The 17972-nt window shown below is 71.9% G+C and carries 14 protein-coding genes; 5 read left to right on the top strand and 9 right to left on the bottom strand.

The window, feature by feature from the left end; all coding sequences use genetic code 11:
- Positions 1-27 precede the first annotated feature (27 nt).
- The gene (locus tag OP86_RS33470; protein ID WP_051829917.1) at positions 28-1236 is read left to right on the top strand and encodes a DegT/DnrJ/EryC1/StrS family aminotransferase; all 1209 of its coding nucleotides are present in this window, start codon (positions 28-30) and stop codon (positions 1234-1236) included.
- Here the strand turns inward: OP86_RS33470 and OP86_RS10405 are convergent.
- Positions 1226-2287 carry a homoserine kinase gene (locus OP86_RS10405; RefSeq protein ID WP_234434859.1) on the bottom strand — a complete coding sequence of 354 codons (1062 nt, stop codon included), beginning with the start codon at positions 2285-2287 and terminating at the stop codon, positions 1226-1228. The genes OP86_RS33470 and OP86_RS10405 overlap by 11 nt on opposite strands.
- Before the next feature lie 530 nt (positions 2288-2817).
- Complete coding sequence (locus OP86_RS10400) at positions 2818-3111, bottom strand: hypothetical protein (RefSeq protein WP_051829916.1); 294 nt, start codon at positions 3109-3111, stop codon at positions 2818-2820.
- 94 nt (positions 3112-3205) lie between these two features.
- Between OP86_RS10400 and holA the strand changes: the two genes are divergently transcribed.
- Positions 3206-4204 carry a DNA polymerase III subunit delta gene (gene holA, locus OP86_RS10395; protein ID WP_030256335.1) on the top strand — a complete coding sequence of 333 codons (999 nt, stop codon included), beginning with the start codon at positions 3206-3208 and terminating at the stop codon, positions 4202-4204.
- Between the two features lie 45 nt (positions 4205-4249).
- Here the strand turns inward: holA and OP86_RS10390 are convergent, their stop codons facing one another.
- The 3 genes from OP86_RS10390 to OP86_RS10380 all read right to left on the bottom strand — a co-directional run bounded on the left by OP86_RS10390 (position 4250) and on the right by OP86_RS10380 (position 6143).
- Positions 4250-4957: a hypothetical protein gene (locus OP86_RS10390; RefSeq protein ID WP_030061887.1), complete on the bottom strand. Its 708-nt coding sequence runs from the start codon at positions 4955-4957 to the stop codon at positions 4250-4252.
- Between the two features lie 467 nt (positions 4958-5424).
- Positions 5425-5694, bottom strand: coding sequence for a 30S ribosomal protein S20 (gene rpsT, locus OP86_RS10385; protein WP_030061888.1), 270 nt, complete (start codon positions 5692-5694; stop codon positions 5425-5427).
- A 143-nt stretch (positions 5695-5837) separates the two neighbouring features.
- Positions 5838-6143, bottom strand: coding sequence for an antibiotic biosynthesis monooxygenase family protein (locus tag OP86_RS10380; protein WP_030061889.1), 306 nt, complete (start codon positions 6141-6143; stop codon positions 5838-5840).
- Between the two features lie 223 nt (positions 6144-6366).
- On the opposite strand from OP86_RS10380, the gene lepA reads away from it, so the two are divergent.
- The gene (gene lepA, locus OP86_RS10375) at positions 6367-8235 is read left to right on the top strand and encodes a translation elongation factor 4 (protein ID WP_030256331.1); all 1869 of its coding nucleotides are present in this window, start codon (positions 6367-6369) and stop codon (positions 8233-8235) included.
- A gap of 85 nt (positions 8236-8320) precedes the next feature.
- Here the strand turns inward: lepA and OP86_RS10370 are convergent, their stop codons facing one another.
- From OP86_RS10370 to OP86_RS10355, 4 genes are all read right to left on the bottom strand, one after another.
- Positions 8321-9403, bottom strand: coding sequence for an NAD(P)/FAD-dependent oxidoreductase (locus tag OP86_RS10370; RefSeq protein WP_030256329.1), 1083 nt, complete (start codon positions 9401-9403; stop codon positions 8321-8323).
- Between the two features lie 109 nt (positions 9404-9512).
- Positions 9513-10430, bottom strand: a complete 918-nt coding sequence (gene sigJ, locus OP86_RS10365; protein ID WP_051829915.1) for an RNA polymerase sigma factor SigJ — start codon at positions 10428-10430, stop codon at positions 9513-9515.
- A gap of 121 nt (positions 10431-10551) precedes the next feature.
- On the bottom strand, positions 10552-12450 hold the full coding sequence (locus tag OP86_RS10360) for an ABC transporter ATP-binding protein (RefSeq protein WP_051829922.1): 1899 nt from the start codon (positions 12448-12450) through the stop codon (positions 10552-10554).
- A gap of 182 nt (positions 12451-12632) precedes the next feature.
- Positions 12633-14366: an ABC transporter ATP-binding protein gene (locus OP86_RS10355; protein WP_030061894.1), complete on the bottom strand. Its 1734-nt coding sequence runs from the start codon at positions 14364-14366 to the stop codon at positions 12633-12635.
- Between the two features lie 357 nt (positions 14367-14723).
- Between OP86_RS10355 and OP86_RS10350 the strand changes: the two genes are divergently transcribed.
- Positions 14724-16646, top strand: a complete 1923-nt coding sequence (locus OP86_RS10350) for an AMP-dependent synthetase/ligase (RefSeq protein ID WP_030256321.1) — start codon at positions 14724-14726, stop codon at positions 16644-16646.
- 58 nt (positions 16647-16704) lie between these two features.
- Complete coding sequence (hemW, locus tag OP86_RS10345; RefSeq protein WP_030061897.1) at positions 16705-17934, top strand: radical SAM family heme chaperone HemW; 1230 nt, start codon at positions 16705-16707, stop codon at positions 17932-17934.
- The last annotated feature ends 38 nt before the right edge of the window (positions 17935-17972 follow it).

Below are 17972 nucleotides of genomic sequence, written 5' to 3'. Positions count from 1 at the left end.
CTCACCGCACCGCCCGGAAGGACACCCGTGAACGACCCCGCCGTCACCCTCCCGTTCCCCCGCGAGCCCAAGTACGGGCAGGCCGAGAAGGACGCCGTCCTCCAACTCCTCGACGACGGCCACCTGTCCGAGATCAACCGCGGCCCGGCCACCAACGCCCTCGAAGCCGCCTTCGCCCACCTCACCGGCACCCGCCATGCGCTGTCGTTCAACTCCGGCACCGCCTCCCTGCACGCCGCGCTCCACGCGGTCGGCACCGCCCCCGAGGCCGGTGTCGCCGTCTCCCCGATGACCTGGGCCTCCGCCATCACCGCCGTCTTCCAAGCCGGCAGCTACCCCGTCTTCTGCGACATCGAGCCGGACAGCCCGAACATCGCCGCCACCGCCGTCGCCGAGGCTGCCGGATCCTGCTCGGCAGTCCTGGCCACCCACACCTGGGGCATCCCCGCCCGCATGGACCAGCTCGCGGGCGCCAGCGACCTGCCAGTCGTCGAGGACTGCTCGCACGCCCACGGAGCCCTCTACCAGGGCCGCGCGGTCGGTTCCTGGGGTGCGGCCGGATGTTTCAGCCTCCAGGAATCCAAGGCCGTCTCCGGCGGCGAGGGCGGCGTCCTGACCACCACGGACCGCCAGGTCTACGAGCGGGCCCTCACCCTCGGCCACCACCCCGCCCGCCTGGCCGCCGAACTCACCCTCCCCGACCTGCTGCCGTTCGCCACCACCGGCGCCGCCTACAAGTACCGCATGCCCGCCCTGTCCGCCGTCATCGCCCGCCAGCAACTGCGATCACTGCCCGACCGAATGCTCGCCGCCGAACAGAACCTCACCACCCTCCGAAAGGCCCTGGAGGAGTACGACGCGCCCGTCACCTGGCCCTCGATCGGCGAACTGTCCGTCCGCGGCTGGTACGGCACCCCGCTGACGATCAGCGTCCGCGTGCCGGACCCGGCCGAGCTGAGCAAGCGGTTCAAGGCCGCCGGAGTTCCCGTCCGCTCCCTGTACGAGGACTGGACGCAGGCGCCGCTCTTTCAGCGCCGAGACCTGGCTGCCCGCTTCTGGCCGCACCTTGGCTGCAGCCCCTACCGGCCGCCGACCATGGACGAGCTGCCTAACTTCCGCAAGGCGATGCGGCAGATGATCGTCCTCAAGGTGCCGCAGATCCCCGCGCCGGACTACATGGAGCAGGTCGCCGAGGCCCTCGCCGCCGTACTGGTCCGCACGCTGGTCACGGCATAGCCGCGAACGCCTCCTGCACGTCCTCGCGCCGCTCGGTCCACCAGGCCAGCAGCCGCTCGGCGGGCAGGAACAGGTGGTCGCAGGAGTGGTCGTCGCGGTCGTAGTGGAAGACCAGCTGCCAGTAGTCCGACATACGCTTCCACCACAGTCGCTCCACCGCGTCCGCCAGGGCTGGCACCGGGATCGGCACCACCGACCGGTAGCCGGCCACGAACGCGGCAGTCCGCTCCAGATCCAGGAAACCGTCCTCACCACCGAACTGCACCGTGGCGGTGCGGGCGACCTCCTCGCCGAACGGGCGCACTCGGATGCGGTCCCAGTCGATCACCGCGGCGATCTTGCCGTCGCGCCACAGCATGTTGCGGTGCTGCACGTCACCGTGCGTCCAGCCCACCGGGCCAGCCGCCACCTCGGTGCCGGGGTGAAAATGGGCGTACTTGTCGAGCAGAACCTTGCGCTCGCCCAGCGCCTGGGCCGCCTCGGTGTCGAAAGCCGTAGGGCTGTCCAGTGCGGCGATCAGCGCGAGGAAGCGGTCCGCGTCGGCGCGCGCCGCATACGGGGTGATCGCCGGGGCTGCCGGGGGCTCCGATGCCGGCGGCAGCAGGCGGGCGGTCCGCTCGCCGTTCAGGCTCCGGTGGATCTGGCCGAGCAGGACACCGAGGTCCCCCGCCTGGTCCAGGGTGAGCTCCGTCCCGGGCCGGTGGCCGCCTTCGATCCAGGGGATCAGGCAATATCCGCGGCCCGAGACCTCCGCTACGGTCTGGCCGGAGGAGGTCGCCAGTGGCCGCCCGACCGGGACTCCGGCGTCGGCCAGCTCCGCCAGGACCGCCAGGTTTCGCCGGGCGAGCGGCAGCGGCACGTCCATGATCCGCTTCAGGGCGAACGCGCCCTCGGCCGTCTCCAGCCGCCAGTTGCCGTTCATCAGGCCGTTGGACAGGAAGCGGCACGCCTGAATCTCACCGAGCCCAAAGGACTCGCCGAGGAGCACCAGGTCCTCCTCGATCTTGCTGTAGCGCGAGCCACACGGGGCGTCGCCCATCGCTTCCGTCACCTCAAGCAGGCTAGCGGACACCGGGGCCTGGCGAGGCCGGTTCGGCTCACCGGTCCCGGTGGTCGACCCGGACTTCGGTTGGTGGCCCACCCGGGGACTGTGAGCTGCGGTGGCTGTGGCCACCTTCAGCGGAACCTCGAAACCGAGGCCGCAGCGCGGGACTGACTCGACCCCCTATTAGATGGGCGTGTTGAAGCCTCTTGAAGAGGGTGCTGCTGTGCGCGGGTTTAGCCAGCGCGGGCAGCGGAGAACGGCAGAAGCAATGCGGCCCCAGCCAGGGGCAGGACACGGTCGCGAGGTCGGTTGCGGCGCGCTCCGGGCCAAGCCCGGAGCGCGCCGCCGCGCAACGTCGGTGCCCAGAGTGCCCGCGCGTTGATACCGGGGGAGTTCGGGGCCGTTCGCCCTGCCGCCGGGATGAGTTGCCCGGTGGCGGCCGGCGTGAGGCGGGAGCGCAGAGTGCCCATGGAGATCGCGGATGCGCCGCCGCCGGTCGGGCTGCGTGGGGCTCGACCGGCGGCGGGGTGCGGCCGTCAGGCGTCTTCGCGCCAGCCTTCGTGGTCGGCGGCGAGGGTGTCGAGGGCGTGCAGGTGGGTGGGGGTCCAGCCGGTTTCCGGGGGTTCGACGACGACGAGCCACTGGGCGTCCTCGGCGTCGTCCTCGCCGGCGAGGGCGTCGCGGACGATTTCGATCTCGCCGAGGTCGGGGTGGGCGGCGCCGAGCTCCTCGGCGGCGTCCTCGGCGGTTTCGCGGTCGGGCAGGACGAGCAGTTGCCGGGCGTGCGGGTCGTCGACGTCCGGGAGGTCGGTGGCGTGGTTCTCGGTCACCGGAACATTGTCCAGGCCGTCCGCCCGAGGCAGGCAGCCGGGCAGGCCCGGAGGCGGGCGGGAGTGTCCGCGGCCCGTGGGATGCTGGTAGGCGATGGCCAGGAAGAGTGCACCCGACGACCTGCTCGCCCCGCTGACCCTCGCGGTCGGCCAGGAAGAGCTGCTGCTGGACCGCGCGGTCGCCCAGGTGGTGGCGGCGGCGAAGGCGGCGGACCCGGACACCGACGTACGGGACCTCCCGCCCGGCGGGCTGCAGCCCGGCAGCCTGGCCGAGCTGACCACGCCCTCGCTGTTCGCCGAGCGCAAGGTGATCGTGGTCCGGGCCGCCCAGGACCTCTCCGCCGACTCGGTGAAGGAGGTCAAGGCGTACATCGAGGCGCCCGCCGAGGAAGTGATCATGGTGCTGGTGCACGCGGGCGGGGCCAAGGGCAAGGGCCTGCTGGACGCCGGGCGCAAGGCGGGCGGCCGTGAGGTGGCCTGCGCGAAGCTGGCGAAGGCGAGCGAGCGGCTGGCCTTCGTCAAGGGGGAGTTCCGTGCGCTCGGCCGTTCGGCGACCCCGGAGGCGAGCCAGGCGCTGCTGGACGCGCTCGGCAGTGACCTGCGCGAGCTGGCGGCCGCCTGCCACCAGCTGACCTCGGACGTCGAGGGCACGATCGACGAGACGGTGGTGGCCCGCTACTACAGCGGCCGGGCCGAGGCGACCGGCTTCGAGGTGGCCGACCTGGCGGTCACCGGCCGGGCCGCGGAGGCGCTGGAGCGGCTGCGCTGGGCGCTGGCCGTCGGCCAGCCGCCGACCGGCATCACCTACGCGCTGGCCTCCGGCGTGCGCAGCATCGGCCGGCTGGCGACCACCGGGCGGAACATGCGCCCGGCGGATCTGGCCCGCGAGCTGGGCATGCCGCCGTGGAAGGTGGACCGGGTCCGTCAGCAGATGCGCGGCTGGACGGGAGACGCGGTGGCCACCGCGCTGACCGCGATCGCCCAGGCCGACGCCGCCGTCAAGGGCGGCTCGGACGATCCGGCCTTCGCCCTGGAGCGCGCGGTGGTCGCCGTCGCCCGGGCCGCCCGCGCCGGGTCCCGCCCGTCGTACTGAGCCCGTGAGTACGTGAGCACGTGAGTACGTGAGCGCGCGGCGGGCCTATTTCCGCATCGCCCGGACGGCGTCCTGGCCGTCGGACTGCAGGGCGCTGCGCAGCTCGTCCTTGGACGGCGGCTTGCCCTTCCCCTCCGTGTAGCTCGCGGTGTAGTTGATGTAGTACGTCATCCCGCCGTCGCGGATGTCCAGCTCGGCGTAGACGCTGTGGTACTTGTCGGAGCCGTCGTCCTTGTACAGGAAGTACGCCTCCTCGCCGACTCCGGAGATGTCGGTGACCTGGTAGCCGCGGGCCCGGTAGAGCTCCTTGTTGGCTTCCAGTTCGGGCGCCGGGTTGACCGCCTTGTGGAGGTCGGCGCGCAGGTAGACCGAGGCGTACTCGCTGTCGCTGTTGCCGCCGATGCGCTTGAGGCTCATGGAGCAGTTCATGCTGTCCAGCGCGGGGTGCCGGTCGGTGTGGTGGGTCGGTGCGGAGGTGTCGGAGACGGCGTACGTCTGCAGCAGCTTGGTGGGTTTCCCGGTGGCGCAGAAGTCGTCCGAGAGGTGGTAGCTGCCGAGGCCGCGTGGTGAGGAGTCGGTGCTGACCATGCCGGGGACGGCCATCACGGCGGCGGTCCAGCCGGCGGAGGCGAGTACGGCGCCGACGAAGGCCCAGACGGCGTTGCGCCGCAGGTTCCCCCCGGAGCGCGGCCGCGTCCCGGGGCCCTGTGCGCCGCCTCCGGGCGTGACCGGCAGGCCCGGAACGGTCGGCATTCCCGGCGGGCCGGGTATCCCGGGCGACGCGGGCAGCCCAGGCGGCGGCCCGAAGCCCGAAGCTCCCGGTACCGGCTGTGCGCCCGGTACCGGCTGCGCCCCCGGTACGGGCTGCGCACCCGGGGGCTGCTGCGGGAAGCCGTACCCCGGCCCGTTCGGTGCCGGCGGCGGCGGTGTCGGCGGCGGCGTCGTCATGAAGTTCCCCCCTGGGCCCGGCGTCGTGGTGCTCCCCGCACCCTGATCGCACCTGACCGACCGACCATAGCGGCCGGATCGTGGAATGCGACAGGCGCCGCAGTGGCCTCTGGGGAAGAGGCCGACTGCGGCGCCTGCCGTACTGCTTCGTTGCACCGCACCCGCGTGGCGAACGCAGGCCGCGTGCGGTGCGAGTCTCGTACGTCTCGGGGTCCGGGTAGAGGGCCGGATCGTTCCGAGGCGCTGTCGGGGGTGGTGACCCCCGGGGGGCGTCAGGCCTGGGCGGCCGTGTTGACGCGCTTGGTGATGGCCGACTTCTTGTTGGCGGCCTGGTTGGCGTGGATGACGCCCTTGCTCACGGCCTTGTCCAGCGCCTTGGAGGCGGCGCGGGCCAGCTCGACGGCCTTCTCGGTCTCGCCGGCGGCAGCGGCCTCACGGGCCTTGCGCAGAGCGGTCTTCAGCGAGGACTTGACGGCCTTGTTGCGCAGGCGCGCCTTCTCGTTGGTCTTGTTGCGCTTGATCTGGGACTTGATGTTCGCCACGAAGGAGCCTCAGTCTGTCTAAAGAAATTCGAACGGGATCACACCGGCGGCCGTCGGTCCAGCTGAGAGGGCATGCCGAGGCCAGGTGTGGCAGCCCACGCTACCAGGGCCCAGCGGCTCGCCCCAAACCGGGCTCCCGGCCGCTACGCCCCGAGCAGTGCCTCGCCGTAGTGCTCGACCTGCGGGAACGGCTGGTAGTAGTGGTGCAGCAGCGCGCGCCAGCGCTGGTACTCGGGGGAGCCGCGGAACCCCTCCGTGTGGTCGGTGAGCGTCTCCCACTCCACCTGGAGCAGGAAGCGCGAGCCGCGGCCCTCGTCGAGGCAGCGCCGCAGCGCCAGGGAGCGGAAGCCGCGCTGGACGGCGATCAGCGGTCGGGCTTCGGCGAAGGCGGCGAGGAACTCCTCCTCCCGGCCGGGCAGGACGTCGAGCAGTGCGCTTTCGAGGATCACGGGAGGCCATCCTGCCGCCCTGACCACGGGGAACGGAAGGCCGGGGAGAGCCTCCGGGGAGGCCGGGGGAGGGACCGGACGGTGCCCGAACGGCAGCGAGGCCCCCGCTCGTGGGAGGATGGGAGGAACTATTTCGATCGGACGAGACTGTCCGGTCCCCGGGAAACCGGTCAGCGATGACCCGGACACCCCCGGCCCCGGACCAACGGAGAATCGGACCAAGGTGCCCGCGACCCCCAGCAATGTGCCAGAGCCCAGCCGTACCGACCCGGCGCTGATCCGCAACTTCTGCATCATCGCCCACATCGACCACGGCAAGTCGACGCTCGCAGACCGGATGCTGCAGATCACCGGCGTCGTCGACCCCCGGCAGATGCGCGCCCAGTACCTCGACCGCATGGACATCGAGCGCGAGCGCGGCATCACCATCAAGTCGCAGGCGGTCCGCCTCCCGTGGGCGCCGAAGACCGGGCCGGACTCCGGGACGACGCACATCCTCAACATGATCGACACCCCGGGCCACGTGGACTTCACGTACGAGGTGTCCCGTTCCCTCGCCGCGTGCGAGGGCACCATCCTGGTGGTCGACGCAGCCCAGGGCATCGAGGCGCAGACCCTCGCCAACCTGTACCTGGCGCTGGAGAACGACCTCACGATCATCCCGGTGCTCAACAAGATCGACCTGCCGGCCGCCCAGCCGGAGAAGTACGCCGCGGAGATCGCGCACATCATCGGCTGCGACCCCTCGGACGTGCTGCAGGTCAGCGCCAAGACCGGCCTGGGCGTCGAGGACCTGCTGGACCACATCGTCAACACGATCCCGGCCCCGGTCGGCGTCAAGGACGCCCCGGCCCGCGCGATGATCTTCGACTCGGTGTACGACTCCTACCGCGGCGTGGTCACCTACGTGCGTGTCGTGGACGGGCAGCTCACCAAGCGCGAGCGGATCGCGATGATGTCCACCGGCGCGACGCACGAGCTGCTGGAGATCGGCGTCATCTCGCCCGAGCCGAAGGTCGCCGACGGCCTGGGCGTCGGCGAGGTGGGCTACATCATCACCGGTGTGAAGGACGTCCGGCAGTCCAAGGTCGGTGACACCATCACCTCGATGCACAAGGGTGCGACCGAGCCGCTGGGCGGCTACAAGGACCCGCGTCCGATGGTGTTCTCCGGCCTGTACCCGCTGGACGGCTCGGACTACCCGCTGCTGCGCGACGCCCTGGACAAGCTGCGGCTCAACGACGCCGCGCTGGTGTACGAGCCGGAGACCTCGGTCGCGCTCGGCTTCGGCTACCGCTGCGGCTTCCTCGGCCTGCTGCACCTGGAGATCATCCGGGAGCGCCTGGAGCGCGAGTTCAACCTCGACCTCATCTCCACCGCCCCGAACGTGGTCTACCGGGTGATCATGGAGGACGGCACCGAGCACACCGTCACCAACCCGAGCGAGTTCCCGACCGGCAAGATCGCCGAGGTGTACGAGCCGGTCGTGCGCGGCACGATCCTCGCGCCCAACGAGTTCGTCGGCGCGATCATGGAGCTCTGCCAGTCCCGCCGCGGCGCGCTGCAGGGCATGGACTACCTGTCCGAGGACCGGGTCGAGCTGCGCTACACCCTCCCGCTCGCGGAGATCGTCTTCGACTTCTTCGACCAGCTGAAGTCCAAGACCCGCGGTTACGCCTCGCTCGACTACGAGCCCATCGGCGAGCAGAGCGCCCAGCTGGTGAAGGTCGACATCCTGCTGCACGGCGACGCGGTGGACGCCTTCTCCGCGATCGTGCACAAGGACAAGGCCTACAACTACGGCGTGATGATGGCGGGCAAGCTGCAGAAGCTGATCCCCCGCCAGCAGTTCGAGGTGCCGATCCAGGCCGCCATCGGCTCCCGGGTGATCGCCCGGGAGACCGTCCGCGCGATCCGCAAGGACGTCCTCGCCAAGTGCTACGGCGGTGACATCTCGCGCAAGCGCAAGCTGCTGGAGAAGCAGAAGGAAGGCAAGAAGCGGATGAAGATGGTCGGCCGCGTGGAGGTCCCGCAGGAGGCCTTCATCGCCGCGCTGTCCACCGACGCCGAGCCGCCGAAGGACAAGAAGTAGCCGCGGAGCGGCAGCTGGAAGGGCCCGGGCACCCGCCCGGGCCCTTCCGCGTTCCCCGGATGCGGCCCTCGGACGTGTTCCCCGGCTACTTCAGCGCGCCGAGGACGACCGAGACGATCCCGGCCTTGGCCAGCCGCCCCGCGGTGCCGGTGAGGACGGTGGGCTTCATCGAGTCGTCCGGGCGGACCAGCTGGAGCAGCCCGTCCCGGCGGCCGAGGCTCAGGCACTGCGCGACGTACCGGAACGAGAACGGCTTCGCGGTGCGCCCGTCGAGCAGCTTGCCGACGTACTGGCCCTGCGGCAGGGCGGTGGCGCAGCCCATCCGCAGGGTGCCGACGCCGGGGACGGTGACCGCGGCGGCGTCGCCGACCACGTGGACGTCCGGGTGCGAGAGCGACCGCAGGTGGTCGTCGACCAGGGCCCGGCCGCGCTCGTCCACGGCCAGCCCGGCCTCGGCGGCCAGCGGGTGCGGCTCCAGCGAGGCGGCCCACACGGTGAGGCCGGCCTCGACCGGGCCGGCGGTGGTGCGCAGCCCGTCCGGGGTGACCTCGGTGACGGTGGCGTTCTCGCGGACGGTGACGCCGAGCCGGTCGAGGACGCGCCGGATGTGGGCGCGGCCCTTGGGCGAGTAGATGCCGCCGACCTGGCCGGCCGCGACGATCCGCACCTGCCAGTCGGGGTGGGCCTCGGCGAGCTCGGTGGCGAGTTCGATGCCGGTGGCGCCGCCGCCGACGACGGCCAGGGTGCCGGGGCGGTCGGCCTCGCGGATCAGGCGCCGTACCTCGGCGGCGCGCTCCACGGGGTGGGCGTGCTCGGCGGCGCCGGGGACGCCGTGCCAGGCGGTGCGGCTGCCGAGGGCGTAGACGAGGGTGTCGTAGCCGAGGGTGGTGCCGTCGTCCAGGACGACCTGGTGTCCGGCGAGGTCGAGTTCGACGGCGCGGGCCCGGCGGTGTTCGATCGTGCGGCCGCGGGCCAGTTCGGCGATGGCGGGCCAGTCGTGGCCGCGGCCGGCCGCCGCCTCGTGCTGGCGGACGCGGTGCAGGAGCCGCTCCTCGGGGGCGACCAGGGTGACGCTGTGGTGGCGTCCGGCGCCCTTGGCCGCGGTGAGTCCGGCGTATCCGGCGCCCAGGACGACGATCCGCTTCCCGGTGGTGGTGCTGCTGCTCATCTCGTCCGCCTCCGTTCCGTGCGCCCTCGTGGGGCGCTGTTCGGGAAGGGGACGACGCGGCCGGTCGGGATGTGACCGTGACCTGCGTCACAGCCTCGTGGGGCTCAGGTCAGGGGGTCGTGACCGGGCTGATCCGGCCGAGCTTCTCGGGGTTGACCACGACGTACGCCTCGGTGATCCGTCCGTCGGTGACGGTGAAGGCGAGCACGCCGCCGACGGCGCCGGTGGCGTGCTCGTACCAGACCAGTCCCGGTTCGCCGTTGACCACGGCGGGGCCGATCCCCAGGTCGGGGGTGAACCACTTGGTGACCAGGCCGGCGACCAGGCGGGCCACCTTGTCGGCGCCCCGTACCGGGCGGGCGGCGGCGCGGACGATGCCGCCGCCGTCGGCGTGCCAGACGACGTCGGGGTCGAGGACCTCCATCAGGCCGAGGATGTCGCCCCGGGTGCTGGCGGAGGCGAAGGCCTCGACGGCCCGGCGGTGTTCGGCCGGGTCGGCGGCGCCGGGGTGCCGGCTGCCGTCCTTGACCCGGCGGCGGGCCCGGGAGGCGAGTTGGCGGGTGGCGTCCGGGGTGCGGTCCAGGGAGGCGGCGATGTCCTCGAAGCCGACCGCGAAGACGTCGTGCAGCACGAAGGCGGCCCGTTCGGCGGGGGAGAGCTGCTCCAGGACGGCGAGCAGGGCGAGCGAGACGGACTCGCCGCGTTCGGCGAGTTCGGCGGGGGTGTCCGGGCCGTCGGCGTAGGAGACGGCGGGTTCGGGCAGCCACTCGCCGTAGTAGGCCTCCCGGCGGGCCCGGGCGGAGCCGAGCTGGTCGTAGCAGAGCCGGGTGACGACGGTGGTGAGGAAGGCACGCGGGTCGGCGACGGTGGCGCGGTCGGCGGCCTGCCAGCGCAGCCAGGCGTCCTGCAGGACGTCCTCGGCGTCGGTGAAGGAGCCGAGCAGCCGGTAGGCGACCGAGCCCAGGTAGCGGCGGTTCGCCTCGAAGGCGTCCGGGGTGTGCGGGGCCGGGGCGCGGTCGTCGGTCACGGGCCCAAGGTAGCGCCCGTCGGCGGGCGTTGCGAAGACCGGGGGTGCGGGGAGCGAAGGGCGTACGGACACGAAGGGCCGGGGCGGAAGGTCCCGCCCCGGCCCGTCGCGTGGCGCCGGGTCAGTCCACCTCGGCCACGGCCTCCGCGAACTGCGCCTGGTAGAGCCGGGCGTAGGCGCCGCCGGCGGCGATCAGCTCGTCGTGCGAGCCCTGTTCCACGATCGACCCGTTCTCCATCACCAGGATCACGTCGGCGTCCCGGATGGTGGAGAGCCGGTGGGCGATCACGAAGCTGGTGCGGCCGGTGCGCAGCCGGGCCATGGCCCGCTGGATCAGCACCTCGGTGCGGGTGTCGACGGAGCTGGTCGCCTCGTCCAGGACCAGGATGGACGGTTGGGCGAGGAAGGCCCGGGCGATGGTGATCAGCTGCTTCTCGCCGGTGCTGACGCCGGCGCCGTCGTCGTCGATGACGGTGTCGTAGCCGTCGGGCAGGGTGCGGACGAAGCGGTCGACGTGGGCGGCCTTGGCGGCGTCGACGACCTGTTCGCGGGTGGCGCCCTGGGAGCCGTAGGCGATGTTGTCGGCGATGCTGCCGCCGAACAGCCAGGTGTCCTGGAGGACCATGCCGATGCCGGAGCGCAGGTCCTCGCGGGACATCGCGGCGATGTCCACCCCGTCGAGGGTGATCCGTCCGGAGTTGATCTCGTAGAACCGCATCAGCAGGTTGACGAGGGTGGTCTTGCCGGCGCCGGTGGGGCCGACGATGGCGACGGTCTGGCCGGGTTCGACCTTGAGCGAGAGGTCGTCGATGAGCGGCTTGTCGGGGTCGTAGCGGAAGGAGACGTCCTGGAAGGCGACCCGGCCGTGGACGGTGTCCGGCTTCTCTGGCATGGCCGGTTCGGGGCTCTGTTCGGGGGCGTCGAGCAGTTCGAAGACGCGCTCGGCGGAGGCGACTCCGGACTGCACCAGGTTGGCCATGCTGGCGACCTGGGTGAGCGGCTGGCTGAACTGCCGCGAGTACTGGATGAACGCCTGGACGTCGCCGATGGACAGCGCGCCGCTGGCCACCCGCAGGCCGCCGACGACCGCGACCAGGACGTACTGCAGGTTGCCGATCAGCATCATCGCGGGCTGGATGATGCCGGAGATGAACTGGGCCTTGTAACTGGCCTCGTACAGCGCCTCGTTGTGCTCGCGGAAGGTCTCGGCGGATTCGCGTCGGCGGCCGAACACCGTGACCAGGGTGTGGCCGGTGTACATCTCCTCGACGTGGGCGTTGAGTTGGCCGGTGGACTTCCACTGCTGGACGAACTGCGGCTGCGCCCGCTTGCCGACCTTGGTGGCGACGACCACCGAGACCGGCACCGAGACCAGGGCGATCACGGCGAGCAGCGGGGAGATCCAGAACATCATCGCGAGCACGCCGACCACGGTGAGCAGCGAGTTGACGACCTGTCCCATGGTCTGCTGCATGGACTGGCCGATGTTGTCGATGTCGTTGGTGACCCGGCTGAGCACCTCGCCGCGCGGCTGCTTGTCGAAGTAGCTGAGCGGCAGCCGGGCGAGCTTGGCCTCGACGTCCTGGCGCAGCCGGTAGCTGGCGAGCTGGATGGCCTTGGTGGCGAGCCGGCCCTGGAAGATGCCGAAGACGGCGGAGGCGACGTAGATGCCGAGCACCCAGAGCAGGATGGTGCCGATGGCGTCGAAGTCCATGCCCTGGCCGGGGGTGAAGTCGACGGCGGAGAGCAGGTCGGCGACGCCGCCCTCGCCGTGGGCGCGCAGCCCGTCGATGACCTGGGCCTTGGTGGTGCCGGGCTGGAAGCGGGCGCCGATGACGCCGGCGAAGATCAGGTCGGTGGCGTCGCCGAGGATCTTGGGGCCGATGACGGCGCAGCCGATGCCGAGTACGCCGAGGAGCAGGACGCCGATGAGGAGGGTGCGTTCGGGGCGCAGCAGGCCGAGGACGCGTTTGCCGGAGCCCTTGAAGTCCATGGACTTCTCGGTGCCCTGGCCGCCCATGAAGCGGCCCGGGCCGGCGGGGCCGCGGCGGGCGGCGGCGGCCTGGGAGTCGCTGGGCAGGTCGGCGTCGGCCTTCTTCGGGTCGGCCTTCGCAGCGCCGGCCTTCGTCAGGTCGGCCTTCGCAGCGCCGACCTTCGTCAGGTCGGCCTTCGCAGCGCCCGTCGGGGACTTTCCGGGGGTGGTCACGCCGCCTCCTGCTCGGTGAGCTGGGAGAGCACGATCTCCCGGTACGTCGGGTTGTCGGCCATCAGCTCGTGGTGGGTGCCGGTGCCGACGACGGCGCCCTCGTCGAGGACGATGATCCGGTCGGCGTCGCGGATGGTGGACACGCGCTGGGCGACGATCAGGACGGTGGCGTCGGCGGTCTCGCGGGCGAGGGCCTTGCGCAGCCGGGCGTCGGTGGCGTAGTCGAGCGCGGAGAAGGAGTCGTCGAAGAGGTAGACGGAGGGTTTGCGGACGAGGGCCCGGGCGATGGCGAGGCGTTGGCGCTGGCCGCCGGAGACGTTGCTGCCGCCCTGGGCGATGGGGGCGTCGAGGCCTTCGGGGAGCTTTTCGACGAACTCCTTGGCCTGGGCGGTCTCCAGGGCGTGCCAGAGTTCCTCGTCGGTGGCGTCGGGCCGGCCGTAGCGGAGGTTGCTGGCGACGGTGCCGGAGAACAGGTAGGGCTTCTGCGGGACGATGCCGACGTGCTCGGCGATGGTGTCGGCGGCGAGTTCGCGCACGTCGACGCCGTCCAGCAGGACCCGGCCGGAGGTGGCGTCGAAGAGGCGGGGGACGAGGCCGAGCAGGGTGGACTTGCCGCTGCCGGTGGAGCCGATGATGGCGGTGGTCTCGCCGGGGCGGGCGGTGAGGTCGATGCCGCGCAGGACGGAGGCCTCGGCGCCGGGGTAGCGGAAGTCGACGTCGCGCAGTTCGAGGTGGCCGCGGCGGGCCAGTTCGGTGACGGGCGCGGTGGGCGGGACGACGCTGGATTCGGTGCCGAGGACTTCCTGGACGCGTTCGGCGCAGACTTCGGCGCGCGGCACCATCATGAACATGAAGGTGGCCATCATGACGCTCATCAGGATCTGCATCAGGTAGGAGAGGAAGGCGGTGAGCGCGCCGATCTCCATGTCGTGGTCGGCGATGCGGTGGGCGCCGAACCAGAGCACGGCGACGCTGGAGACGTTCACGACGAGCATGACGGCCGGGAACATGACGGACATCAGGCGGCCGACGCGGCGGGCGACGTCGGTGAGGTCCTCGTTGGCGTCGGCGAAGCGGGCCTGTTCCTGGTCGTCCTTGACGAAGGCCCGGATGACCCGGATGCCGGTGATCTGTTCGCGCAGGACGCGGTTCACCGTGTCGATCTTCGTCTGCATGCTGCGGAACTTGGGGCGCAGCGCGCGGACCAGCAGGATGACGACGACGGCGAGGGCGGGGATGACGGCGAGCAGCAGGCCGGAGAGCGGGACGTCCTGGTTGAGCGCCATGATGATGCCGCCGACGCACATGATGGGTGCGGCCACCATGAGGGTGAAGCTCATCAGGGCGAGCATCTGGACCTGTTGGACGTCGTTGGTGGTGCGGGTGATCAGGGAGGGCGCGCCGAACTGGCCGACCTCGCGGGCGGAGAAGCTCTGCACCCGGTCGAAGACGGCGGCGCGGACGTCCCGGCCGAAGGCCATGGCGACGCGGGCGCCGATGAAGACGGCGCCGATCGAGCAGAGCGCCTGGAGGACGGTCACGCCGATCATCACCCCGCCGACGCGCAGGATGTAGCCGGTGTCGCCCTTGACCACGCCTTGGTCGATGATGTCGGCGTTGAGCGTGGGCAGGTAGAGCGCCGCGAGGGTGGACACCAGCTGGAGTACCACCAGCAGGGTGATCGGTCGGGAGTAGGGGCGCAGGTACGCCCGGAGCAGTCTGATCAGCACTAGCACACTCTTGTCGTCGCCGGTCGGGTTCGCACCCCGATTCTCGTTGTTCTGTAGCGTCGTACGAGCCATTCGGCGTGCGGGAACCGGGGGATTGCCGGGCTTTTGCCGAACGGTCCGGAAGGTCCGGCGGCCGGTGCCGCCGCGGGGTGCGGCGGGTGGCGGGGTGCGGTCACCGGTGGGGTGGGGGCGTGCCAGGAGGCGTCGCCCTCTTACGGAATGACCGGTTTCCCCCTAGGCTGCTGATTGCCCCCTTGTTACCGACCGGTACCGTCCGCGTGAACCGGGGCCCGGCGACCGCCCCCACGGACGCCGCGAACAATCCCTCAGACGGCCACCCGCCCCCGGAGGTCCTCGTTGAGTTCCGCGCAGTCCCTGATCGACTCCGGCAGGCCCGACCTCGTCGCCGGGCGCCCCGCCTCCGTCGCCCACCTGTTCCTGGAGCGGGTCGCCGCGACCCCGAACGCCGAGGCCTACCGCCACCCCGCACCGGTCGACGACCAGGCCGCGGACGGCGCGCCCGGCGCCGAGCAGTGGCGCTCGCTGACCTGGGCGCAGACCGCGACCAGGGTCAAGGCGGTGGCCGCCGGCCTGATGGCGCTCGGCATCCGGCCGGAGGACCGGGTCGCCCTGGCCGCCTCCACCCGGATCGAGTGGATCCTCGCCGACCTCGGCGCCATGTGCGCCGGCGCCGCGATCACGACCGTCTACCCGAGCACCAACGCGGACGAGACCGCGTTCATCCTCTCCGACTCGGGCTCCCGGGCGCTGTTCGCGGAGAACGCCGCCCAGCTGGCCAAGGCCGTCGAGCAGATCGAGAAGCTGCCCGAGCTGCGCACGGTCGTCCTGTTCGACGCCCCCGACGGTGCCCCGGAGACGGCCGGCCTGGAGCTGCTCACCCTCGCCGAGCTGGAGCAGCGCGGCGCCGAGTACCTGGAGCAGCACCCGGACGCGGTGGAGAAGGCCGTCGACGGGCTCGGCAAGGAGCAGCTGGCCACCCTGATCTACACCTCCGGCACCACCGGCCGCCCCAAGGGCGTGCGCCTGGTGCACGACTGCTGGGCGTACGAGGGCCGGGCGCAGGAGTCCAGCGGGCTGCTGCGCTCCGACGACGTGCAGTTCATGTGGCTGCCGCTGTCGCACGTGTTCGGCAAGACGCTGATCTCCGGGCAGATCGCCACCGGCCACGTGATGGCGGTGGACGGCCGGGTGGACCGGATCATCCACAACCTGCCGGTGATCCGGCCGACCGTGATGGCCTCGGCGCCGCGCATCTTCGAGAAGGTCTACAACGGCATCGCGGGCAAGGCCCGGGCCGAGGGCGGCGCCAAGTACAAGATCTTCCTGTGGGCCGCCAAGGTCGCCCGCGAGCACGCCCGGGCCGTCCAGGAGAGCCGGATCGCCACCGGCACCGGCACCGCCCCGCTGGGCCTGCGGGTGCAGCACGCGCTGGCCGACAAGCTGGTGTACGCGAAGATCCGGGTGGCCTTCGGCGGCCGGCTGCGCGGCGCCGTCTCCGGCAGTGCCGCGCTCGCCCCGGAGATCGGCTACTTCTTCCTCGGCGCCGGGGTGCCGATCCTGGAGGGCTACGGCCTGAGCGAGACCAGCGCCGGCTCCTGCGTCAACCGCGAGGAGGACGTGCGGATCGGCACGGTGGGCCGCCCGCTGCCCGGCACCGAGGTGCGGATCGCCGAGGACGGCGAGATCCTGCTGCGCGGCCCGGGCGTCATGCGCGGCTACCACAACCTGCCGGAGAAGACCGCCGAGGTGCTGGAGCCGGACGGCTGGTTCCACACCGAGGACATCGGCGAGCTCAGCCCGGACGGCTTCCTGCGGATCACCGACCGCAAGAAGGACCTGTTCAAGACCTCCGGCGGCAAGTACGTGGCGCCCAGCGAGGTCGAGGGCCGGTTCAAGGCGGTCTGCCCGTTCGTCAGCAACATCCTGGTGATCGGCAACGGCCGCAACTTCTGCACCGCGCTGATCGGCCTGGACGAGGCGGTCCTGATGCCCTGGGCCGCCGAGCACGGCCTGGCCGGGAAGTCGTACGCCGAGCTGGCCGCCGAGCCGGCCGTCCACGAGCTGATCGAGGGCTTCGTGAAGCGGCTCAACGCGGGGCTTCAGCGCTGGCAGACGATCAAGAAGTTCCACCTGCTGCCGCGCGACCTCGACATCGAGCACGGCGAGCTCACCCCGAGCCTGAAGATCAAGCGCCCGGTGGTCGAGCGGACCTACGCCGACGCCGTCAGCGCGATGTACGCGGGCGCCAACGAGGCCTGAGCCCTCCCGTCCCGTACGGCCCGCGGGGAACGCCCGGGCCGTACGGGACAATGGGGTCATGCCCTCCGCACTCCCCGACGGCGAACCGGTGCCGTCCGACGGTTCCCTGCCCGCACACGCCCTCGACGGGCTCGGCCGGCGGCCGTTCGGCTTCTACCTGCACGTGCCGTACTGCGCCAGCCGCTGCGGCTACTGCGACTTCAACACCTACACCGCCACCGAGCTGCGCTCCGCCGGGGCCGTCGCCTCCCAGGAGACGTACGCGGACAACGTGGTCGCCGAGATCCGGCTCGCCCGGAAGGTGCTCGGCTCCGTCGACCTGCCCGTCCGGACCGTCTTCCTCGGCGGCGGCACCCCCACCCTGCTGCCCGCCCGGGACCTGGTGAAGATGCTCGCCGCGATCCGCGAGGAGTTCGGGCTCGCCGACGGCGCCGAGGTCACCACCGAGGCCAACCCGGAGTCCGTCGACCCGGCGTACCTGGCCGAACTGCGCGAGGGCGGCTACAACCGGATCTCCTTCGGCATGCAGAGCGCCCGGCCCCACGTGCTGCAGCTGCTCGACCGCCACCACACCCCGGGCCGCCCCGAGGCCTGCGTCGCCGAGGCCCGCGCGGCCGGGTTCGAGCACGTCAACCTCGACCTCATCTACGGCACCCCCGGCGAGTCCGACGACGACTGGCGGGCCTCCCTGGACGCCGCCATCGGCGCCGGGCCCGACCACGTCTCCGCGTACTCCCTGATCGTCGAGGACGGCACCCGGCTCGCCGCCCGGGTCAAGCGCGGCGAACTGCCGATGATCGACGACGACGTGCACGCCGACCGCTACCTCATCGCCGAGCAGGCGCTCGCCGCCGCCGGCTACCACTGGTACGAGGTCTCCAACTGGGCCACCACCCCCGAGGGCCGCTGCCGCCACAACGAGCTGTACTGGACCGGCGCCGACTGGTGGGGCGCCGGCCCGGGCGCCCACAGCCACGTCGGCGGCGTCCGCTGGTGGAACGCCAAGCACCCCGCCGCCTACGCCCGGGCCCTCGCCGAGGGCCGCAGCCCGGGGCTGGGCCGCGAGGTCCTGGCGGACGAGGACCGCCGCGTCGAGCGCATCCTGCTGGAGCTGCGCCTGGTGGAGGGCGTGCGCCTCGACCTCCTCACCGCCACCGGCCGCAAGGCCGCCGACCGGGCCCTCGCCGACGGCCTCCTCGCCCCGGAGCCCTACGAGCAGGGCCGCGCCGCCCTGACCCTCCAGGGCCGGCTCCTGGCCGACGCGGTCGTGCGTGACCTGGTGGACTGACATTCGTTACCGTGGGTGTCAGCCGTCGGAGGGAGCGT

It is taken from the genome of Streptomyces novaecaesareae, assembly GCF_000716875.1.
GTDB classification, from domain to species: Bacteria; Actinomycetota; Actinomycetes; order Streptomycetales; family Streptomycetaceae; genus Kitasatospora; species Kitasatospora novaecaesareae.
This window is presented reverse-complemented; position numbering and strand designations above follow the sequence as displayed.

Excerpts from the sequence above, each read along its gene's own strand:
- holA (WP_030256335.1), top strand. The coding sequence starts at position 3,206 with ATGGCCAGGAAGAGTGCACCCGACGACCTGCTCGCCCCGCTGACCCTC.
- OP86_RS10390 (WP_030061887.1), bottom strand. The coding sequence starts at position 4,957 with ATGCCGACCGTTCCGGGCCTGCCGGTCACGCCCGGAGGCGGCGCACAG.
- OP86_RS10370 (WP_030256329.1), bottom strand. The coding sequence starts at position 9,403 with ATGAGCAGCAGCACCACCACCGGGAAGCGGATCGTCGTCCTGGGCGCC.
- OP86_RS10360 (WP_051829922.1), bottom strand. The coding sequence starts at position 12,450 with ATGGGCGGCCAGGGCACCGAGAAGTCCATGGACTTCAAGGGCTCCGGC.
- hemW (WP_030061897.1), top strand. The coding sequence starts at position 16,705 with ATGCCCTCCGCACTCCCCGACGGCGAACCGGTGCCGTCCGACGGTTCC.